The 17,774-nt window shown below is 62.8% G+C and carries 17 protein-coding genes; 9 read left to right on the forward strand and 8 right to left on the reverse strand.

What is annotated here, in order from left to right; genetic code table 11:
• Positions 1 to 118: 118 nt before the first annotated feature.
• Together NKH13_RS05690 and NKH13_RS05695 are read right to left on the reverse strand one after the other, a co-directional pair.
• Positions 119 to 1,369, reverse strand: a complete 1,251-nt coding sequence (locus NKH13_RS05690) for an NAD(P)/FAD-dependent oxidoreductase (protein ID WP_352911124.1) — start codon at positions 1,367 to 1,369, stop codon at positions 119 to 121.
• Between the two features lie 9 nt (positions 1,370 to 1,378).
• Positions 1,379 to 2,767: an aminotransferase-like domain-containing protein gene (locus tag NKH13_RS05695; RefSeq protein ID WP_352911126.1), complete on the reverse strand. Its 1,389-nt coding sequence runs from the start codon at positions 2,765 to 2,767 to the stop codon at positions 1,379 to 1,381.
• Positions 2,768 to 3,077: 310 nt separating this feature from the next.
• Here NKH13_RS05695 and NKH13_RS05700 point away from each other — a divergent pair, with 310 nt between their 5' ends.
• The 4 genes from NKH13_RS05700 to NKH13_RS05715 are packed head-to-tail and all read left to right on the forward strand — an operon-like array spanning position 3,078 to position 7,415.
• Entirely contained in the window at positions 3,078 to 4,247 is a 1,170-nt protein-coding gene (locus tag NKH13_RS05700) for an ABC transporter ATP-binding protein (RefSeq protein WP_352911128.1), read from the forward strand.
• Positions 4,248 to 4,252: 5 nt separating this feature from the next.
• Positions 4,253 to 5,302, forward strand: coding sequence for an ABC transporter substrate-binding protein (locus tag NKH13_RS05705; RefSeq protein WP_352911130.1), 1,050 nt, complete (start codon positions 4,253 to 4,255; stop codon positions 5,300 to 5,302).
• 5 nt (positions 5,303 to 5,307) lie between these two features.
• The gene (locus tag NKH13_RS05710; RefSeq protein WP_352911132.1) at positions 5,308 to 6,588 is read left to right on the forward strand and encodes an ABC transporter permease; all 1,281 of its coding nucleotides are present in this window, start codon (positions 5,308 to 5,310) and stop codon (positions 6,586 to 6,588) included.
• Between the two features lie 2 nt (positions 6,589 to 6,590).
• A complete protein-coding gene (locus tag NKH13_RS05715) occupies positions 6,591 to 7,415 on the forward strand; it encodes an ABC transporter permease (protein WP_352911135.1) in 825 nt (274 codons plus the stop codon).
• Between the two features lie 82 nt (positions 7,416 to 7,497).
• Here the strand turns inward: NKH13_RS05715 and NKH13_RS05720 are convergent, their stop codons facing one another.
• Both NKH13_RS05720 and epmA read right to left on the reverse strand, forming a co-directional pair.
• Positions 7,498 to 8,106, reverse strand: coding sequence for a DUF8692 domain-containing protein (locus NKH13_RS05720; RefSeq protein WP_352911138.1), 609 nt, complete (start codon positions 8,104 to 8,106; stop codon positions 7,498 to 7,500).
• Between the two features lie 380 nt (positions 8,107 to 8,486).
• On the reverse strand, positions 8,487 to 9,548 hold the full coding sequence (gene epmA / locus NKH13_RS05725; RefSeq protein ID WP_352911141.1) for an EF-P lysine aminoacylase EpmA: 1,062 nt from the start codon (positions 9,546 to 9,548) through the stop codon (positions 8,487 to 8,489).
• A gap of 114 nt (positions 9,549 to 9,662) precedes the next feature.
• Here epmA and efp point away from each other — a divergent pair, with 114 nt between their 5' ends.
• A complete protein-coding gene (efp, locus tag NKH13_RS05730; RefSeq protein WP_292661679.1) occupies positions 9,663 to 10,229 on the forward strand; it encodes an elongation factor P in 567 nt (188 codons plus the stop codon).
• Between the two features lie 143 nt (positions 10,230 to 10,372).
• Here the strand turns inward: efp and NKH13_RS05735 are convergent, their stop codons facing one another.
• Entirely contained in the window at positions 10,373 to 11,380 is a 1,008-nt protein-coding gene (locus NKH13_RS05735) for an AraC family transcriptional regulator (RefSeq protein ID WP_352911144.1), read from the reverse strand.
• A gap of 226 nt (positions 11,381 to 11,606) precedes the next feature.
• Here NKH13_RS05735 and NKH13_RS05740 point away from each other — a divergent pair, with 226 nt between their 5' ends.
• The 4 genes from NKH13_RS05740 to NKH13_RS05755 all read left to right on the forward strand — a co-directional run bounded on the left by NKH13_RS05740 (position 11,607) and on the right by NKH13_RS05755 (position 15,607).
• Entirely contained in the window at positions 11,607 to 12,989 is a 1,383-nt protein-coding gene (locus NKH13_RS05740) for an FAD-binding oxidoreductase (RefSeq protein WP_352911146.1), read from the forward strand.
• A 477-nt stretch (positions 12,990 to 13,466) separates the two neighbouring features.
• Positions 13,467 to 14,507, forward strand: coding sequence for a glycosyltransferase family 2 protein (locus tag NKH13_RS05745; protein WP_352911149.1), 1,041 nt, complete (start codon positions 13,467 to 13,469; stop codon positions 14,505 to 14,507).
• On the forward strand, positions 14,482 to 15,174 hold the full coding sequence (locus NKH13_RS05750) for a class I SAM-dependent methyltransferase (protein WP_352911152.1): 693 nt from the start codon (positions 14,482 to 14,484) through the stop codon (positions 15,172 to 15,174). The genes NKH13_RS05745 and NKH13_RS05750 overlap by 26 nt, the downstream gene beginning before the upstream one ends.
• A complete protein-coding gene (locus tag NKH13_RS05755) occupies positions 15,167 to 15,607 on the forward strand; it encodes a GtrA family protein (protein ID WP_352911612.1) in 441 nt (146 codons plus the stop codon). Before NKH13_RS05750 ends, NKH13_RS05755 begins: the two co-directional genes overlap by 8 nt.
• Here the strand turns inward: NKH13_RS05755 and NKH13_RS05760 are convergent.
• From NKH13_RS05760 to NKH13_RS05770, 3 genes are read right to left on the reverse strand one after another with little or no spacing between them, the layout of a single operon-like run.
• Entirely contained in the window at positions 15,604 to 16,236 is a 633-nt protein-coding gene (locus NKH13_RS05760; protein WP_352911155.1) for a hypothetical protein, read from the reverse strand. The two genes, NKH13_RS05755 and NKH13_RS05760, sit on opposite strands and share 4 nt — an antisense overlap.
• Positions 16,223 to 17,386: a putative hexosyltransferase gene (locus NKH13_RS05765; protein ID WP_352911158.1), complete on the reverse strand. Its 1,164-nt coding sequence runs from the start codon at positions 17,384 to 17,386 to the stop codon at positions 16,223 to 16,225. Before NKH13_RS05765 ends, NKH13_RS05760 begins: the two co-directional genes overlap by 14 nt.
• 41 nt (positions 17,387 to 17,427) lie before the next feature.
• Positions 17,428 to 17,763: a hypothetical protein gene (locus NKH13_RS05770; RefSeq protein WP_352911160.1), complete on the reverse strand. Its 336-nt coding sequence runs from the start codon at positions 17,761 to 17,763 to the stop codon at positions 17,428 to 17,430.
• Positions 17,764 to 17,774 lie beyond the last annotated feature (11 nt).

Consider the following 17,774-nt stretch of genomic DNA (forward strand, 5'->3'; position numbering starts at 1 on the left):
GAGCTGGTGCGTCCTTCTAGACGCACAAAGGACGGCTTAGATCTTTGATTTTGCACCTACGCTGGCCTGATCGGAAACAGACTCCTGATCTCAACCCGAAGGCGAAATGTTCGATTGATCAGGCGCGGAAGCGATCAGCCGAAAACGCCGCGACACGCGCTGGATCGCCGCGACCAATGATCAGCTCTGCAACCAGGCGTGCAGTGATCGGAGCGAGCGTCAGGCCAAGGTGGCCGTGACCGAAGGCATGGATCACCCTGGAGCTGCCGCGCGACCGACCGATGACCGGCCGGGAATCGGGCAGCGACGGCCGGAACCCGAGCCACTCGGATGACGGCCGGCCGAGTTGTGGAAAGAACTGCCTGACACCGCGGTCGAGCAGCGCCAGCCGGCGTGGATTTGCCGGCGCTGCAAGCCCGCCGAGCTCGACGGTTCCGGCAACGCGCAGCCGGTCGGCCATCGGCGTCATGTAGAAGCCGAGATCGACCGGACAGACCGGACGATTGAGCAGAGGCGGTTCGGTCGGGAATTCGAGATGATAACCGCGCTCAGTTTCGAGCGGGATCCTGTCGCCGGCCTGCATGGCCAATGCCCGCGATTGCGCGCCCGCGGCGATCACAACCGTGTTCGCCTTGATGCGAAAGCCGGAACCGCTGAGCCTGACACCGTCCGCCTCGACCCGCAGTCCGGTTATCTCAGCCTGCGCCACCGACACGCCGCGGACGGTCGCGGCATTGAGCAGCCGCCGCATCACTGTCTTGGGATCGGTGACATTCATCGAGTCCGGGAAGTATAGACCGCTGGCCCCCGTCGCGGGCAGGCCAGGCTCCAGCGCGGCGACCTCTTCCGGTGTCAGAACCTCTTGATGGACGCCAAACCCGGCGCGCAGCGCCCTGCCCCCGGCGGCCTTGGCGAAATCGCTCTCGCGACGATACAGGTAGAGACAGCCGTTGCGGCGCAGCAGGTCTGCCATGTCAGCCTCCTTCGCCATCTCCACCCAAGCCGGCAGGGCCTCAGCCAGAAGCCTGGCGAGCGCCAGCGCATTGGCTCGGGTGGCCGCCGGAAGCGACTGCCGCACGAATTGAACCAGCCATGGCGCAAGCTGCAACAGCGCCGGCCAGCGCAAGGAAAAAGGGCTTTCGGGATCGAGAAGCAGCTTTGGCAGCGCGCGCAGCACAGCCGGATTGCCCACCGGCATACAGGCATATTCGGCAATCGTTCCGGCATTGCCGAACGAGGCCCCGGAGCCCGGCTCATTGGGGTCGATGAGCAGGACTTCGCGACCCTCAACTGCGACCCGGAGTGCCGTCGCAAGTCCGACAACGCCGGCACCGACAATGGCGATTTCGACCGTTTCCGACGTTGCCATCATTAGATCCTAGACGAAGCCAGGCAATTGCAGATGGCCGGCCGATAGCAATTCGGCCATGGTGTTCAGGGCCGTGCGCAGATCGTCGAGCGAGCGCGCGGCGCCGACATTGATGCGCACGCCGTGCTGTACCGGCTCGCGCCCAACCGCGAAGGCATCACCCGGGAGCACGGCAACGCCACGTTCCAGGCAGGTGCGAGCGAAACCCGCGCCCCGCCACGGCTCCGGAAGGCGCAGCCAGGCATGCGTCGAAGTGGGGTGGTTCTGGACATCGTAGCGGCCGAGGATTTCGGTGAGGATGGCCTGGCGCTGGCGAAGCTCCTGCTTCTGCGTTTCTATGATGCGCGCCGCCAAGCCCTCTTCTATCAGCCGCGCGCCGATCAGTGCAGTCAAAGGACTGATGCTCCAGCAGTTGATGCGCAAAGCCGCTGCGACCTGGCCGGCTATGGCGCGTGGCGCGATCACAAAACCGAGGCGCAGTCCTGGGGCAAGGCATTTCGACATGGCGCCGATATGGATCGTCAGTTCGGGCTCGAGGCTGGCAAGCGATGGCGGCGGATTGTCTGCCAGGGGGCGGTAGACGTCATCTTCGATGATGAGGACGTTGTGGCGGCGGGCGACAGCTATCAGCTCGTGCCGGCGCTCTTCGGATAGCGTGATGGTCGTCGGGTTGTGCAGGGTCGGGACCAGGAAGACCGCGCGTGGGCGGAGCTGCGCGCAGGCCGCGTCGAACGCGTCGGCCCGCATGCCGCCACGGTCCATCGCGACGCCTCTGAGGTCGAGCCCATGCACCCGGCACAGCGCGTTGATGCCCTGATAGGTCACTTCGTCGGCGAGCACGACCTCGCCCTGCCTGGTCACCGCGCCAAGCACGCAATCCAGCCCATGCTGGGCGCCCGCCGCCAGCACCACACGGCCGGGATCGCCTTCCCCCGCCACCGGGCGCATCCACTCGGCGATTGCCGTCCTCGCCCAAAGCGGCCCCTCCGGCGGATGATAGTCCTGAAGCGTGGCATAGTGCCGGTCCTTGGACAGGCGCGGCAGCAGCAGCCCGAGCGCATCGAGATAGGCCGAGGTCGCAGGTCTGTTGACGGAGAGGTCGATAACGCCGGTGTCGTCGCTCGGCGCCGACACGAAACCTGGCCTTTCGCCGCCATTGCGGGCCGCGACCGTTGTGCCGCGTCCGGGCCGCGCTTCGAGCAGGCCGCGCTGCTGCAGCGTCGACAGTGCGCGCGTCACCGTGGTGACATTGATGCCCAGTGCGCGGGCGATCTCGCGCTGCGGCGGCAGCCGGTCTCCAACAGCAAGTGTGCCAGCCGTGATCCGTTCGGCAATAGCGTCGGCAAGGCGCCGGTAGACCGGGCCTTCATCCGAGGCGAGTTGCAGGTCCTGAAGCATGCGGATTGGCGGATTCGGTGTGTTGACGCTCTGGCTACCGGCGCATCTAGCATAAGACAATGCTCCGGACAATAGTACTTGTCCGGTACATATTTCCAAAATCCGGCTGAAAAATCTCACACAATCCCGACGAAAGCCGCTTGACGGCCAAACTTGTCTGCATCTATGGTCCTTTAGAGATCGATTGTGTGAGCATACAAGTTTGGTTTGCCGCCTTGTGCGGCAGCGTCACGCGAGACCGACACATGCACGGCAAGCATCACCTCGTTTCAACAAGCAGCCTCTGCCGCAGCTCGACGGATTTCCGTCCGTGACCGCCGAAGCGACAGCCTTGTCACGCGACAGTGCCGAGCCTGCACGGGCAGCCGATGCCGGCAGCCATGGATTTGTCGAATTCATCGATGTCGAGAAATCCTATGACGGCCGCACCTTCGCGGTAACGCGGCTGAACCTCGGCGTTGCGCGCGGCGAGTTCCTTACCCTTCTCGGACCCTCCGGTTCGGGCAAGACGACGACGCTCAACATGCTTGCAGGGTTCGAACGGCCGACCAGCGGCGTCATCACGCTTGAGGGCCGGTCGGTCGACAGGCTGCCGCCCTACGAACGCAACATCGGCATGGTGTTCCAGAACTACGCGCTGTTTCCGCACATGAGCGTTGAGGAGAACGTCGCCTTCCCGCTCTCCGTCCGCAAGATCACCAAGACGGACGTTGCATCCCGCGTCGGCCGCGCGCTCGACATGGTGCGTCTGCGGCAGTTCGGCGACCGGCGGCCGGCACAACTCTCGGGCGGCCAGCAGCAGCGTGTCGCGCTTGCCCGCGCGCTGGTGTTCGAGCCGAGCCTGGTGCTGATGGACGAGCCACTCGGTGCGCTCGACAAGAAGCTGCGCGAGCATATGCAGCTCGAGATCAAGCAACTGCACACGATGCTCGGTGTCACCATCGTCTATGTGACACACGACCAGAGCGAGGCGCTGACCATGTCGGACCGCGTCGCCGTTTTCAACAATGGCGGGATTGCCCAGCTCGGTTCGCCGGATGATCTCTACAACGCGCCGCAAACTTCGTTTGTCGCAAGCTTCATCGGCGAGAACAATACGCTGCTCGGCAAGGTCGACCGCGTCTCTGGCAAGGAGTGCCGCGTTGCGCTGGACGGCGGCGGTTCGGTAACCGCGCTGGCCATCGGTGTTGCGGAGGGCGCGGCCTGCCATGTCGCTATCCGCCCGGAGCGGCTGAAGCTTGCGCCCGCTTCGAACGGAGCAAATGCGTTGGCCGGCACGGTCGATGGCCGCATCTATCTCGGCGACCACCAGCGTCTTCTGGCCAAGCTGGAAAACGGACAGGTGCTGACCGTCAAGGTCGGCCCCGAAGCGACCATGGGCAACGGGGAACCGGTCACGGTTTCCTGCACGCCCAACGACTGCCGCGCCTTTCCGGCAGATGCCGGAACGGGCGGTTCCATCTCGAAAACAGGGGAATAACAACAATGAAAATCACCAAAGCACGGCTGTTCGCCTTTGCGGCAGCCACAGCATTCATCACCTCAGGACATGTCGCCTTCGCCGACGAGCTTTCGATCATGGCCAGCGGCGGCGCCTGGCAGGATGCCCAGCGCAAGGCATGGTTCGAGCCGTTCAGCAAGGAGACCGGTGCCAAGATCGTCGAGCAGGAATATCTTGGCGATCTCGGCAAGGTCAAAGCCATGGTCGACACCGGCAACGTGCCGATCGACCTGGTGACGGTCGAGACCGCGACCGTGCTGCAGGGTTGCGACGCCGGCATTCTCGAGCGCCTCGACTATTCCAAGATCGCGCCGCGCGAAAAATTCCTTGAAGGCTCCGCGCTCGACTGCGGCGTCGGCCTCGACGCCTATGGCGACGTGCTCGCCTATGACCCCAACGTGCTGAAAGAGGCGCCGACCTCGGTGCTCGATATCTTCGACACGACCAAGTTTCCGGGCAAGCGCGCGATGCGCAAGTTCCCGGCGCAGAATCTGGAATGGGCGCTGATGGCCGATGGCGTCGCGCCGGCCGATGTCTACAAGGTGCTGGCAACGCCGGAAGGCGTCGACCGCGCCTTCAAGAAGCTCGACACCATCAAGAAAGACATCGTGTGGTGGGATGCCGGCGCACAGCCGCCGCAGCTCCTGGCATCCAAGGAAGTGGTGATGACCACCGCCTGGAACGGCCGTATCCAGAATGCGATCGACAAGGACGGGGCGCCATTCAAGATCGTCTGGAACAACCAGATCCTCGAATACGACATGATCGCCATTCCGAAGGGCGCCAAGAACCCAGAGCTGGCCTACAAATATCTTGCCTATATCAGCCAGCCGGAAAACAACGCCAAGCTCGCCAGCTACATCACCTACGGGCCGGTGCGCACCGATGCAGCTGCCTTTGTCGCGCCGGACGCGCTGCCCAAATTGCCGAACGCGCCCGACCATATGAGCGCTTATCTGGTCGCCGACACCGAATTCTGGGGCGACTATGGCGAGGATCTGGTCAAGCGCTTCAACGCCTGGCTCGCGCAGTAGGAAAAATGACGGCGCTTGAGCCCACGGAACTGGATCGGCCGCGCATCGAGCGCGACCGGTCGGCCGCCGATGCCAAGGCGGCGAAATCCGTCACGGCAAAACTTCGGCGCGCCGAGTTTGGCGACCGGCTGCGGTCGCTGGCGCTGGCGGCACCTTTGCTTGTGCTGCTGGCGCTGAGCTTCGGCATCCCGATCGTCCTGCTGCTGTCGCGCGCCGTCTATGATCCGACGATTGCCGACGCCCTGCCGCAGACCAGCCAGGCGCTGCGCGGCTGGAACGGCGCGGGACTGCCAGGCGATGCCGCCTTCCTGGCCCTTGCCGCCGACCTCAGGGACAATCAGGCCAGGGGCACGGCATATGAACTCGCCAAAAGCCTGAACGCCCGCCTGCCCGGTGCGCGCAGCCAGGTGCTCAAGACGGTACGCCAACTGGAGGCTGCCGACAGGCCGCCGCTGGAGGTGATGAAAGCCGTGCCGTTCTGGTCGGCGCCCGGCACGTGGCCGGTCATCGAGAGCGGCACCCACAGCGTGACGTCGTTCTACCTGCTGAGCGCGCTTGATCTGCGCTGGAATGCCGACGGCGGCATTGAAAAGGTGCCGCCGGAACAGGCGATCTTCCTGCAGGTGTTCATGCGCACATTCTTCGTCGCCGCGGCGGTGACGCTGGCCACGCTGATACTGGGCTTCCCCCTCGCCTACCTCATCGCCTCCGTGCCCAAGGGCCTCGCCGCCATCCTCATCGTCGCGGTGCTACTGCCATTCTGGACGTCAATCCTGGTGCGAACAGCGGCGTGGACAGTGCTCCTGCAGAAATTCGGCCTGGTCAATGATTTGCTGTTGTGGCTCGGGATTGCCGACGACCGGCTCGACCTGATGTACAGCCGCATAGGCCTGATCATCGCCATGACCCACATCCAGCTGCCGTTCACGTTGCTGCCGATCTATAGCGTCATGCGCACGATCCCGGCCTCGCAGATGAAGGCCGCCTATTCGCTCGGCGCAAAACCCTTCACCGCGTTCCGCCGCGTCTATCTTCCACAGGTTTTTCCGGGCGTCATGGCCGGTTGCCTGCTCACCTTCATTCTCTGCCTGGGCTACTACATCACGCCGGCGCTTATCGGCGGGGCAAGCGACCAGCTGATCAGCAATTTCATCGCCAACTACGTCAATGTCGAGCTGAACTGGGAGATGGCGGCAGCACTGAGCTTCATCCTGCTCGTCTTCACCCTGGCGCTGTTCGGTATCTTCGCCCGCATCCTCGGCCTCGACCGTCTCAAGCTGGTGTAGCCATGCTGCTGTCTCCCTATCCGACGACAGGCGAAAGAATCCGCATCACCCTGCTCTGGCTGTGGTGCGGCATGGTGATCCTGTTCCTCCTCGTGCCGATCCTCGTTCCGGTTCCCTTGTCGTTCAACAGCGGCGCCTTCTTCATCTTTCCGCTGGAGGGATTTTCGACGCGCTGGTACGCGGTCGTGCTCGGCACCCAACGCTGGCAATCCGCGATCGGCAACAGCCTGATCGTTGCGTTCGGGACGACGCTGATCGCGACGATACTCGGCACGTTGACAGCGATTGCGCTTTCCGACGAAAAGTTTCCCGGCCGCCGCATCGTCATGCCGCTGCTGCTGTCGCCCCTGATCGTGCCGGTGGTGATCACCGCCGTCGGCTCTTATCTGTTCTATGCCCGCGTCGGCCTAGCCAGCACCTATGCCGGCATCATCCTGGCGCACACGGCGCTCGCCAGCCCGTTCGTCGTTGTCACGGTGGGAGCGAGCCTCACCGGCTTCGACCGCAATCTGATGCGCGCTGCCGCCATCTCCGGAGCAAAGCCCATCACATCATTCTTCAGGGTGATGCTGCCGCTGATCCTGCCCGGCGTGCTGTCAGGGGCCGCCTTCGCCTTTGTCACCTCGTTCGACGAGGTCGTCGTGGTGCAGTTCCTGGCCAGTGCCAATCAACGCACCATGCCGCTCGAAATGTTCATCGGCCTGCGCGAAAAGCTCTCCCCGGCAATCACCGCCGCCGCCACGCTGATGATGGGGCTGTCGATCATCCTGCTCGTCGTCGCTAATCTTCTGGCTCGCCGTGGCAAGCAGCGACCGCGCATTGAGTAGGAATGTCCTTGCGGCGGTCGGGTGAAGGCATACGAGCCCTGTCAGGCGTCGGCGCTAGTCGAAGATGCGGCGTGTGCGACAGTCAGCCTGTAGAGTTGGGATCGGCTGGGTCCACCCACGGGTGACCCAATCGTGTCACCATCGCCGCGTACCCAACGGCACCTGCCGCCCAAAGGAAAATGCCAAGCTCTTTGACGGCGTCTTCGGCGATGTCGACCGCCGAACCCGGGGTAGGAAACAGCTCTCCCAGCTGGTCGATCGCTGCTGACATCGCGAGTAGGGAGCCCGCGGCCACAAACACGATCGTGCCGTCGAATGTCTTCCGTCGCAGCCGAAAGAACCAGAACAACCCTGCGACGGCGTAGGCAATCATCGTAACAATCTCTGGTATCGCAAAAACGGGCAGCACGTCCTCATGGATCAACAACAGGTCATCGAGGCCCATGACCAGGGTAAGGCCGCCGAGAAACGTGCAATCCCATCGGCGCGTGAGCAGACCAGCAAACAGGGTCGCCGCACCGGTGCCGATCCATAGCGAAGCACCTAGGGACGAAATCCACCCCGTATAGAAGCCGACATCGGCGGCTGCAGATGGATCTCGATAGAAGATCGTAGCGTCCAGACTAAGACTTTGCGCGGCGAACAGCGCGGCCAAGAGCATCACAACGTTAATCGCTGCGGCCGCAAGCATGACCAAGCGCCAGGACATCCTCCATTCGCCGCCATGCTTTGTGTCCAGCGCATTCTTGTCTGGCATTGTGCCGAAGCCCATTCTGAGTACGACGGCCGGTAGCTCCGCTGCGCCGAGCACTCCGCCAGCACTATGCCGGCCCGCCATGATGGCGGCAACACACGGAACGGTTGCAGCGCTTCGCCCACGATGAGGTCGTCGTGGTGGAGTTCCTGGCAATGCCAACGGCCTGCGCGAAAAGCTCTCCTGGCAATCACCGCCGCCGGCACGCTGATGATGGATCTCTCGATCATCCTGCTCGTCCTCGCTAATCTTCTGGCCGACGCCGCCAGCGGAGGCTTGGCCTGACCATGTAATTGGTTCCAGATCTGACGCGCCGGTCAGCAAAACCTATCGTCAGAACCGACCACCGGCGTCCAGATCACGTCGTCGATCCGGAGCGCGCCGGTGGCGAGCATCACCAGCCGGTCGAAGCCGAGCGCCGCGCCGCTCGCCTGCGGCATGATGGCAAGCGCGGCGAGGAAATCCTCGTCGATCGGGTAGCGTTCGCCATAGACACGCTGCTTTTCGTCCATTTCGGCGGCAAAGCGTCGGTGCTGCTCGGCCGGGTCCGTCAACTCGCCAAAGGCGTTGGCCAGCTCGACGCCGCAGCAATAAAGCTCGAAGCGCTCGGCGGTGCGCGGATCGTCGGCGCTCGGCCGGGCCAATGCCGCCTCCGAGATCGGATATCCGAAAAGAATGGTGGCGCGCCTCTGCCCCAGCGCCGGTTCGATTTTTTCGACCATCACCCGGCTGAACAGGTCGGCCCAATTGTCGTCGGGCGCGGTCCGCAATCCGGCCTGGACCAGGGCGGCATGCAAGCCCGCGCGGTCGGTGCTGCCGTCGGCTGCAACCGTCGCCAGCAGATCGATGCCGGCATGGCGCATGAAGGCTTCGGCGACGCTCAACCGTTCCGGCTCGGCAAACGGGTCGGCCTCGCGGCCGCGGAAGCTAAAACGTTTCGCTCCGGCCCGTTCGGCCGCCAGCGCGACGAGCTCGGCGCAATCGCGCATCAGGCTCTCATAGGTCTCGCCGACGCGGTACCATTCGAGCATGGTGAACTCCGGATGGTGCAAGGGGCCGCGCTCGCGGTTGCGCCAGACAGCCCCGAGGCTGAAGATGCGCTCCTCGCCGGCGGCAAGCAGCTTCTTGCAGGCGAATTCCGGTGACGTGTGGAGGTAGAGCGGCTGGCGGGCGCCGTCGGGCCCGATCGCCAAGGTGGCAAAGGCCGACAGGTGCGCTTCATTGCCGGGCGAGACCTGCAGGGCCGATGTCTCCACCTCGACGAAGTCGCCGCGGGCGAACCAATCGCGCATGCCGGCGGCAATGGCATTGCGCAGGATCAGCCGCGGCCGGCGGTCGGCATGGACATGCGGCGTCCACCACGGCGAGGCGGCGGTCATCGGCTTCAGGGGAATTGCACAGAGGGCTGGCGATTGCGGCCAAGATGCGCTAGGCCGCACGCAACGGCCTCTCCAGCCGATTTGCGCCAACAAATTTTATCAGGATGGAAACCCGTGAAGGTCATCGCCAGCTCCTTACGCAAAGGCAACGTCGTCGAAAAGGACGGCAAGCTCTATGTGATCCTCTTTGCCGAAAACATTCATCCTGGCAAGGGTACGCCGGTCACCCAGCTCGACATGCGGCGTATCTCCGACGGGGTAAAGGTTTCCGAGCGTTACCGCACCACCGAGCAGGTCGAGCGCGCCTATGTCGAAGAACGCGAGCACACGTTCCTTTACCGCGACGGCGAAGGCTTTCACTTCATGAACCCGGAGACCTACGATCAGGTCGCGGTGCCGGAAAGTGTGGTCGGCGACATGGCGCCTTATCTGGTGGAAGGCATGCCGGTACAGATCTCGCAATACAACAACATCGCCATCTCGCTGGTGCTGCCGCAGCGCGCCACGTTCGAGGTGGTCGAGACCGAGCCGGTGACCAAGGGCCAGACGGCGTCGTCATCCTACAAGCCGGCAACGCTGTCCAACGGCGTGCGCACCCTGGTGCCGCCACACATCAGCGCCGGCACCCGCGTGGTGGTGATGACGGCCGATGCCGCCTATGTCGAGCGCGCGAAGGATTGAGGCGCGAAGCCTGAAACGCCTCGCCGAAAGCGTCGAGGCGGCCGGTCATCGTCTACCGCTTTGTGCCAGCAGCGGGTTTCGAATTCTGGGACGATATCGACGCGGCACGCAAACTGAAGCGTCAACGCCCTGCCAATTCTTTCCTATTGGACGGTGCCAGCGGGCAATCTCTGAGCCTCGAGCAACGCCGACCGTCCCTTTCGCCAGGTGCCAGGTGGAATGCCGACGAACTTTTTGAAGGCGCGATTGAAGGCGGCTTCCGACTCGTAGCCGACCTCGGCACCCGCTTGCGCGATGCTCATTTCGGGCCGTTCGAGCAAACGTCCTGCCAGTTGCAGACGCCAGCGAGCAAGATAGTGCATGGGCGAGACCTCGACATAGTGGGTAAAGCGGCTCGCAAATGCTGTGCGCGAGAGCCCTACTTCGCGGGCGAGCCGGTCCAATGTCCATTCCTCTCTGGGGCGAGCGTGGATGAGCCGGAGCGCCTCGCCGACATGTGGATCCCGTAGGCCTGACAGCCAGCCGCGCGAATCGTTGGGGAGGGTCTCGAGATGGCGGCGGATGATCTCGACAAACATCAGCTCGCTCAGCTTGGCGAGGATCGTTTCACAGCCCGCCCGCCCACTGCCACCTTCGGCCAGCGCCAGCCGAAAAAGGTCGATAACCCAGCTGCTTCCATCGGCGGGCTTGCGGGCACACAGGATGGCCGGCAATGCGGCGAGGAGAGGATTAAAGGGACGTGCATCGCAGCCAAGATACCCGCAAATGAACCGGGTCCGCTCGTCTCCGCCGCCACCATGGATCACCGCGAACGGCAGGCTCTCGTCTATCGGTCGATAATACATCGCCATATTGGGTTCGCCCCGTGCCCCGGGCGAGGAGCTCAACACATTCGGAACACCACCGGGGAAGACAACGACATCACCGGCGTTCACGAGCACCGGGGGCACCGAATCGTCTCCCAGCGCGGCCCAGCACGAGCCCGACATCACGGCATGAAAAGAAATGATGTGCTCTGCCTCCGGCATGATGGCGGCGGCAATGTCGGCCGTGCCCGGCGACTCGCCGACCCAGGGAGAGCTAGCGTCGACGTCGAAATAGATCGCACCGGTGAGGCGAACGGCTCGGAGCACATCGGAAAGGACATCCATGCACTACACCTCCGGAAACGATCGGCTACTCCCTTTGACAACGAGGTTTTCGGCCAGGCATCTCGAACTATCCGGCAATACAGCCGCCCGAGCAACTACCCATCCGGTCTAATCCTAGTCTGAACGATCGGGCAACAGAAATGGACGATGTGACATTTGCGGGAGCAGCGGACGGGACTAGCGTTTCGTCGGCCGGCCGACAGGTCCAATAACAGGGAGGAATGTCATGAACGATGAAGACATCACCAAATTCGCAGCAAGCCTGCGGGGCGAAGTCATCCGCGCCGGCGACGCCAGCTATGACGAGGCCCGCAAGCTCTACAACGGCATGATCGACAAGCGGCCGCTGATCATCGCCCGCTGTGTCGACGTCGCCGACGTGATCACAGCGGTGAATTTCGGCCGCGACAACAATTTGCTGGTTGCGGTACGTGGCGGCGGCCATAACGGACCAGGATTGGGGAGCTGCGACGACGGTCTGGTGATCGACCTGTCGGCGATGAACGGCGTGCGCGTCGATCCGGATTCCCGTACGGCGCGGGTAGGCCCGGGTTGCACTCAGGGCGACCTCGACCATGCCACCCATGCCTTTGGCCTGGCCGTACCGGCGGGCATCATCTCGACCACCGGGGTCGCCGGACTGACCCTGAGCGGCGGCCATGGCTATCTGACGCGCAAATATGGCCTGACCATCGACAATCTGGTCGAGGCCGATGTCGTGCTTGCCGACGGAAGCTTCGTCACAGCCAGCAAGGAGCGAAACCCCAACCTGTTCTGGGCGCTTCGCGGCGGCGGCGGCAATTTCGGCATCGTCACCAGCTTCGTGTTCAAGCTCCACCAGGTCAGCATGGTCTTTGCGGGGCCGATCGCATGGGATCAGCGCCACGCCCGTACCATCATGCATCATTATCGCGAGTTCCTGCCGAACGCGCCCGAAGAACTCGGGATCTTTCTCGGGCTCAAGACCATCCTGTCGAGCGCACCGTTCCCGGAAGAGTTTTGGGGAAAGCGGATGTGTCTGCTGATGTGCTGCTACAACGGCCCTGAGGAAAAGGGCAGAGAGGCGCTGGCTCCGCTGCTCGATGCGCTGCCCGCGCCCTGGTTCAATTGGATGGGAACGATGCCCTATCCCGCGGTGCAGAGCATGTTCGATGGGCTCTACCCGAAGGGGATGCAGTGGTATTGGCGGGGCGATTTCGTCAAGACGTTGTCCGACGAGGCGATCGACGCTCATCTCAAGCAGGCGGCGAAAACACCGAGCGAGCTATCGCTCATGCATCTCTATCCGATCGACGGCGCGGTCCATCGCGTCGGCAAGGACGAGACACCCTGGAATTACCGTGATGCGACCTGGTCGATGGTCATCGCCGGGATCGATCCGGACCCACAGAAAGCGGGGCCGGTGACGCGCTGGACCAAGGCCTACTGGGAAGCCGTGCATCCGTTCGATCTGGGTGGCGCCTACCTGAACTTCATGATGGATGACGAGGGTGAGGGACGGCTCAAGGCGGCTTATGGCGATAACTACGAGCGCCTGGCCTCGCTGAAGAAGACATACGACCCGAACAACCTCTTCCGGGTGAACCAAAACATCCGGCCTGCTGCTTGACGGCGGTCCTCGTCAGGCCGGCAAAGCGTTGTGTCGTACCGGCTGCGGCCAGCTTAGGCCCAGCCCGGTACGATAGGTTGCCGGTCAGGACGCTCGCCGGCCTTGCAAGCGCGATACTCGGCCGGGCTCGGCGACCATGTTCCATGAGCCACGTCTGACATGCAGCAAAAGCGGTCGGCCGCACGCTCAGGTCACCCGTAGCGCTGCTTCAACCGGCAAGTCCGGGAGAGGCAATGCGGTCAAAGGGTTATGCCTCAGCGGCTGCTTCCCTTCAGGCCGATCGCGCCGGCAGCCTACCGATAATTCCACGCTTCGATGCGGACGTCCGACGTCACCACGACACCCTTCAGTCCTCCTCGAGGACCGGTATCCACTTCAGAATTAGCTAAATTAGCAGTTTCTTAAGTGACCTTGGAACTTTGTAGCTTGCGTTCCATTTTCAACCGCATGCGAGAGTCTGTGGTCCAAGGGGCTGGAATGACGGTGAACAGGTCACCGCCGCGCTATTCGCTGGTCTTGCCCATATACAATGAAGAACAGGTGCTGCCTCGGCTTATCGAGCGCATCAGTTCGCTTATCGGCAGGCTGGACGGCGAAACGGAGGCCATCTTCGTCGATGACGGAAGCGTCGATGGAAGCGTCGAATACCTTCAAAAAGTGGTCGCCGCCGAGCCGCGCTTTCGGCTGATCGAATTTTCCCGCAATTTCGGCCACCAGGTGGCGATTACCGCCGGTATGGACGCCGCTGCGGGCGATGCCGTCATCGTCATGGATGCCGACCTGCAAGACCCGCCGGAAGTCGTTCTCGATCTGGTGGCTAAGTGGAAGGAAGGCTTTGAGATCGTCTATGCTCGCCGAGTCAAGCGCGAGGGCGAATCCTGGTTCAAGGTCTTTACGGCAAGTCTATTCTATCGACTGCTGGAGCAAATGACCTCGGTCGATATTCCGCGCGACGTCGGTGACTTCCGCTTGGTCGGCCGCAAGGCGCTGGAAACCTTCAAGCGTATGCCTGAACATGACCGCTTCGTCAGGGGCATGTTCGGCTGGATGGGCTTCAAGCAGACGGCTGTGCCATTTGAGCGCCCCGCGCGAACCCTGGGCCAGACCAAATACCCATTCTGGAAAATGATGCACCTCGCAGTTCACGGCATCGTCAGCTTCTCCGAGAAGCCGTTGCGCCTGGCGCTCTGGGGCGGATTGGCCATTTCCGCGCTTGCGGGGGCCTTTGGCGCTTACGCCATCTTTGCCTGGTTTTTTGAAACCGGTATCATTGCCGGGTGGACATCCACGGTGGTGATCGTGTCGCTCCTGTGCGGGATCAATCTTTTCATGACCGGCGTGGTCGGACTCTACGTCGGCAGCATCCATGCCGAGGTGAAACGCCGCCCGCTTTATGTGATCGATCGGCTCACCGGCTTCGACGAGGCGATGCGTGCCGGCTCCGGTGAGCGCCGCCGGTCATTTCACAAGCCCAGGAGTGGAGTCCCCGCCAATGGCCGAACTCTTCGACAGCTATAAATCCCACTATGGCGAGGCGGTCGAAGGGTCCATCCGGTTTTCCGGACTCAGCCACGACTTCTTCCTTGTCGCCAAGGCGGATCTGCTGCGGCGTCTGGTCTTCGAGCGAAAGCTTCGGGAGGGTGGGTCGGCTGTAAGAGCGCTGGATGTTGGCTGCGGCGTCGGTTCGCTCCACCCCCACCTCGACGGCGCTTTCGACAGCCTCGATGGTTGCGACGTGTCGGAGCAATCAATTTTGCGCGCCGGCAAGGACAATCCAGGTGTGACCTACAGGGCCTGTACCACGCCGAGCCTGCCCTACGAGGATGGCGCGTTCGATCTGGCTTTCGCCAGTTGCGTCGTCCATCACGTTCCGTCCTCCTCCTGGCTCGATTTCTTCCTAGAAATGCGGCGCGTCGTGCGGCCGGGCGGCGTCGCCTGCATCATCGAGCACAATCCCTATAATCCACTGACGCGCCTTGCTGTGTTCCGGTGTCCGTTCGACCACGACGCGGTCCTGCTCAACTCCGCCAACGCAGCGTACCTGTTTCAGCAGGCCGGCTTCACAGACATCCGATCCGAGCATTTCCTGCTGCTGCCGTCGGCAAAGCCCTTGGCCAGAAGGGTCGAGCGGGTATTCGCGCCTTTGCCGCTTGGAGCGCAGTATGCGTGCAGTGCGCATGTCTGAGGGCCGTTCGACCAGCGACGCCGGGCTGAGGCTGCTGGCGCGCTTCGGGTCGGTCGGCATCGCCGCAACGATCCTTTATGCAGTGATGGCCACCGCTTTGGTAAAATGGCAACGGTTCGGCCTCTCGCCGGTCGGTGCCTCGCTCGCGGCTTACACCGCAGCCGCCCTGTTTTCTTATCTCGCGCATAAGTTCGTGACCTTCGCGTCGAGCGGATCGCATCGATCGGAAGCTCCGCGTTTTTTCTTGCTGACGGCGACAGGCTTCGCCGTCGCCTACGCGGCGCCGGCGCTTTTGACGGCCAAACTCGGCCTGCCGCCGATCATTGCCATTCTGGTTACATGCTTGCTTGTTCCGGCGGTCAATTTTCTCGTGCTCGATCGCTGGGTTTTTGCGCAGCGAAGACCCGGCAAGCAACGCGATCGCCTGCCCTAACCCGGCTCAATAGGATCGAGCCGGAACGACAACAATTTGATGGCGCGCTTGTAGATGTTGCTGGCGGCCGGACTTGGCGGAATGCCGTCGAGGTAGTTGAAGGCGACATCGAGTATCCTGGCCTCGGCGAGGGCCGCCGTTGGAACGACGAACGAGACCGTTCGCGGCTCTTTGCCGGACAGCGTCACCGCATGCACCCGAACGCCATTCACCGAAATCATAACCCGCTGCGTGACCTGCGGCGGGCGAATGACGGCGGCCATTTGCAGCGTGGCCGTCACGCTGTCGCGGAGCGGCGGTATCTTCAGGCGAAGCCGCGAGGTCTCGCCCAGGGAATGGGTGCCGTCGGCAACGGGCCCCGACCAGCCGCAGACCCTCATGCCGGCTGCCTTTTTGGCGCCGTCGGACCGGAACGACACCGTCTCGCCTAGGGTATAGCTGCCGACCGCATCGCGATTGAGGCAGGTCGTCGTCCGGTCAATGTAATAGGCGCGATAATCGGCGTTGACATTCGGATTAAGAGCAAGCGCAAGAATGACGGTTTCTGTTCCCGCCAGAACCGCCGCCAGCGCGTAGCCGCCGAACGAGGCGGAGCGCCGATATGGCTCCGGAAAGCTAGACCAGGGCAAGATAGCCTCCGATCCATGCCACGGTCATGAAATAACAGGCGCTTAGGAAGAGGCCCAGAGCCGCGAGATAAGTCAGCTTCGACACGGACAGCAGCATGGCTAGCAACATTGTCAGAGGCGCAAGCCCGACGACGTATCTGACCATCGACGCCAGGTTCGTGATCAGCGGCAGGATGATGCAGCAGGCGCAGAACAACGCGGCGCCATACTGCCTGCGAACCGCCAGAACCGCCGATAGCGCCAGTCCTATGAGTGCGGCGAGCGCGCTCCATTGCGGCGCCGTAGGCAGCCATCCAGTTGTCGGAAGGACCGAGAGCCCATCCCATACAAAAGCGAGCGGATTGCCCGCCACCCGTCCAAACGCGCGCTGGACATGCAGGAAGGCAAAGCCGTCGCCGAGGGTCAGATGGAGGAACAGGACGTAGGCGAATAGACCGGCAGGCGAGATGAAGATCGCGACGAGCAGATCCGGTCGGCCAAGCAGCCAACGCGGGAACGACAGCGTCGGCCCGCCCTTTGCGCGGTAATCCCTGAACATCTGAATGACGGTCGCGAATACAACAAGCACTCCGACGAGCCTGGTTGCCGACAGGAGAGCCGATGACAGTCCAGCAGCCAGATAGCTGGAGCGTTTGAGCGCCAGAAAAACGCACGAAGTCAGGAGCACGAAAAGAGGTTCGGTCAGGAAAGTCGTGAAGTGATAGGAGAACGGGCCGCTGAGCAGGAAGGCGCAATACAGCACATAAGCGCGCATGTTCTTCTCGAGCAGTGGCCACGCCACCAGGCAGGCGGCATAGCTGCACGCAATCGATGTGATCGATGCGACCAGGATGGTCGGGAAAGGGAAAACAGACCGGATGGCCGCCACCAGCATCGGATAGAGCGGGAAGAAGCCCCAGCGTCCGACATTGCTCTGGCCTGGAATGGGAAAGCGCTCATAGCCGTGTTCGGAAATGCCGACATACCACGCGCAATCCCAGCGGCAGAGCGCCTGGGCATAGGCCGCGAAGCCGGGTTCTGCCGAAACCGAAGCAAATGCGGCATAGCGAATGGCCAGCCCACTGACGACGAACGCCAACGGCACCGCGACGACGGCTACCGCAACAAAGCGGCGACCGGCGTTCGGACGCGCGACAGCTTCGAGCGCCAAAATCTGCCTCCACCCGTTCAAATGGCAGGCGCCACTCAAAGCTAGATGACGCGCCCCCCGGCGAATTCAAGCCGTGCGCGCGGCTCAAATTGGCGATACCGCCTATCCGGCGTCACTGAGCCAGACCAGCTCTCGCCGGGGTCGCGGTTGTCCCAGGCGAAATACGACACGGCGGTGACTTTCGCTTCCTCCACAGCCCGCGGTTCAGTGCGGTAGAACCCCTCTTCCCAGTTTTCGAAAGCCTCCTCTTTGGCAATTGCCGAAAACGTGACGCCGCCGCCCAGATGGTTCGGCTGCTTGTGTGTCTCGATCTCAGCGGTTCGCGGCAGAGCGATGCGGTGCCGTGGCTGGAATTCGACGCGCAAGCTGTTGTACATGACGGTTCCAA

It is taken from the genome of Mesorhizobium sp. M1348 (genome assembly GCF_040317925.1).
In the GTDB taxonomy this organism is placed as follows: domain Bacteria; phylum Pseudomonadota; class Alphaproteobacteria; order Rhizobiales; family Rhizobiaceae; genus Mesorhizobium.

What these genes read in the sequence shown, in the direction of transcription:
- NKH13_RS05690 (WP_352911124.1), bottom strand. Translation starts at nt 1,369, where the DNA reads ATGGCAACGTCGGAAACGGTCGAAATCGCCATTGTCGGTGCCGGCGTT.
- NKH13_RS05695 (WP_352911126.1), bottom strand. Translation starts at nt 2,767, where the DNA reads ATGCTTCAGGACCTGCAACTCGCCTCGGATGAAGGCCCGGTCTACCGG.
- NKH13_RS05705 (WP_352911130.1), top strand. Translation starts at nt 4,253, where the DNA reads ATGAAAATCACCAAAGCACGGCTGTTCGCCTTTGCGGCAGCCACAGCA.
- NKH13_RS05710 (WP_352911132.1), top strand. Translation starts at nt 5,308, where the DNA reads ATGACGGCGCTTGAGCCCACGGAACTGGATCGGCCGCGCATCGAGCGC.
- NKH13_RS05715 (WP_352911135.1), top strand. Translation starts at nt 6,591, where the DNA reads ATGCTGCTGTCTCCCTATCCGACGACAGGCGAAAGAATCCGCATCACC.
- NKH13_RS05720 (WP_352911138.1), bottom strand. Translation starts at nt 8,106, where the DNA reads ATGCTTGCGGCCGCAGCGATTAACGTTGTGATGCTCTTGGCCGCGCTG.
- epmA (WP_352911141.1), bottom strand. Translation starts at nt 9,548, where the DNA reads ATGACCGCCGCCTCGCCGTGGTGGACGCCGCATGTCCATGCCGACCGC.
- NKH13_RS05735 (WP_352911144.1), bottom strand. Translation starts at nt 11,380, where the DNA reads ATGGATGTCCTTTCCGATGTGCTCCGAGCCGTTCGCCTCACCGGTGCG.
- NKH13_RS05740 (WP_352911146.1), top strand. Translation starts at nt 11,607, where the DNA reads ATGAACGATGAAGACATCACCAAATTCGCAGCAAGCCTGCGGGGCGAA.
- NKH13_RS05745 (WP_352911149.1), top strand. Translation starts at nt 13,467, where the DNA reads ATGACGGTGAACAGGTCACCGCCGCGCTATTCGCTGGTCTTGCCCATA.
- NKH13_RS05750 (WP_352911152.1), top strand. Translation starts at nt 14,482, where the DNA reads ATGGCCGAACTCTTCGACAGCTATAAATCCCACTATGGCGAGGCGGTC.
- NKH13_RS05755 (WP_352911612.1), top strand. Translation starts at nt 15,167, where the DNA reads ATGTCTGAGGGCCGTTCGACCAGCGACGCCGGGCTGAGGCTGCTGGCG.
- NKH13_RS05770 (WP_352911160.1), bottom strand. Translation starts at nt 17,763, where the DNA reads ATGTACAACAGCTTGCGCGTCGAATTCCAGCCACGGCACCGCATCGCT.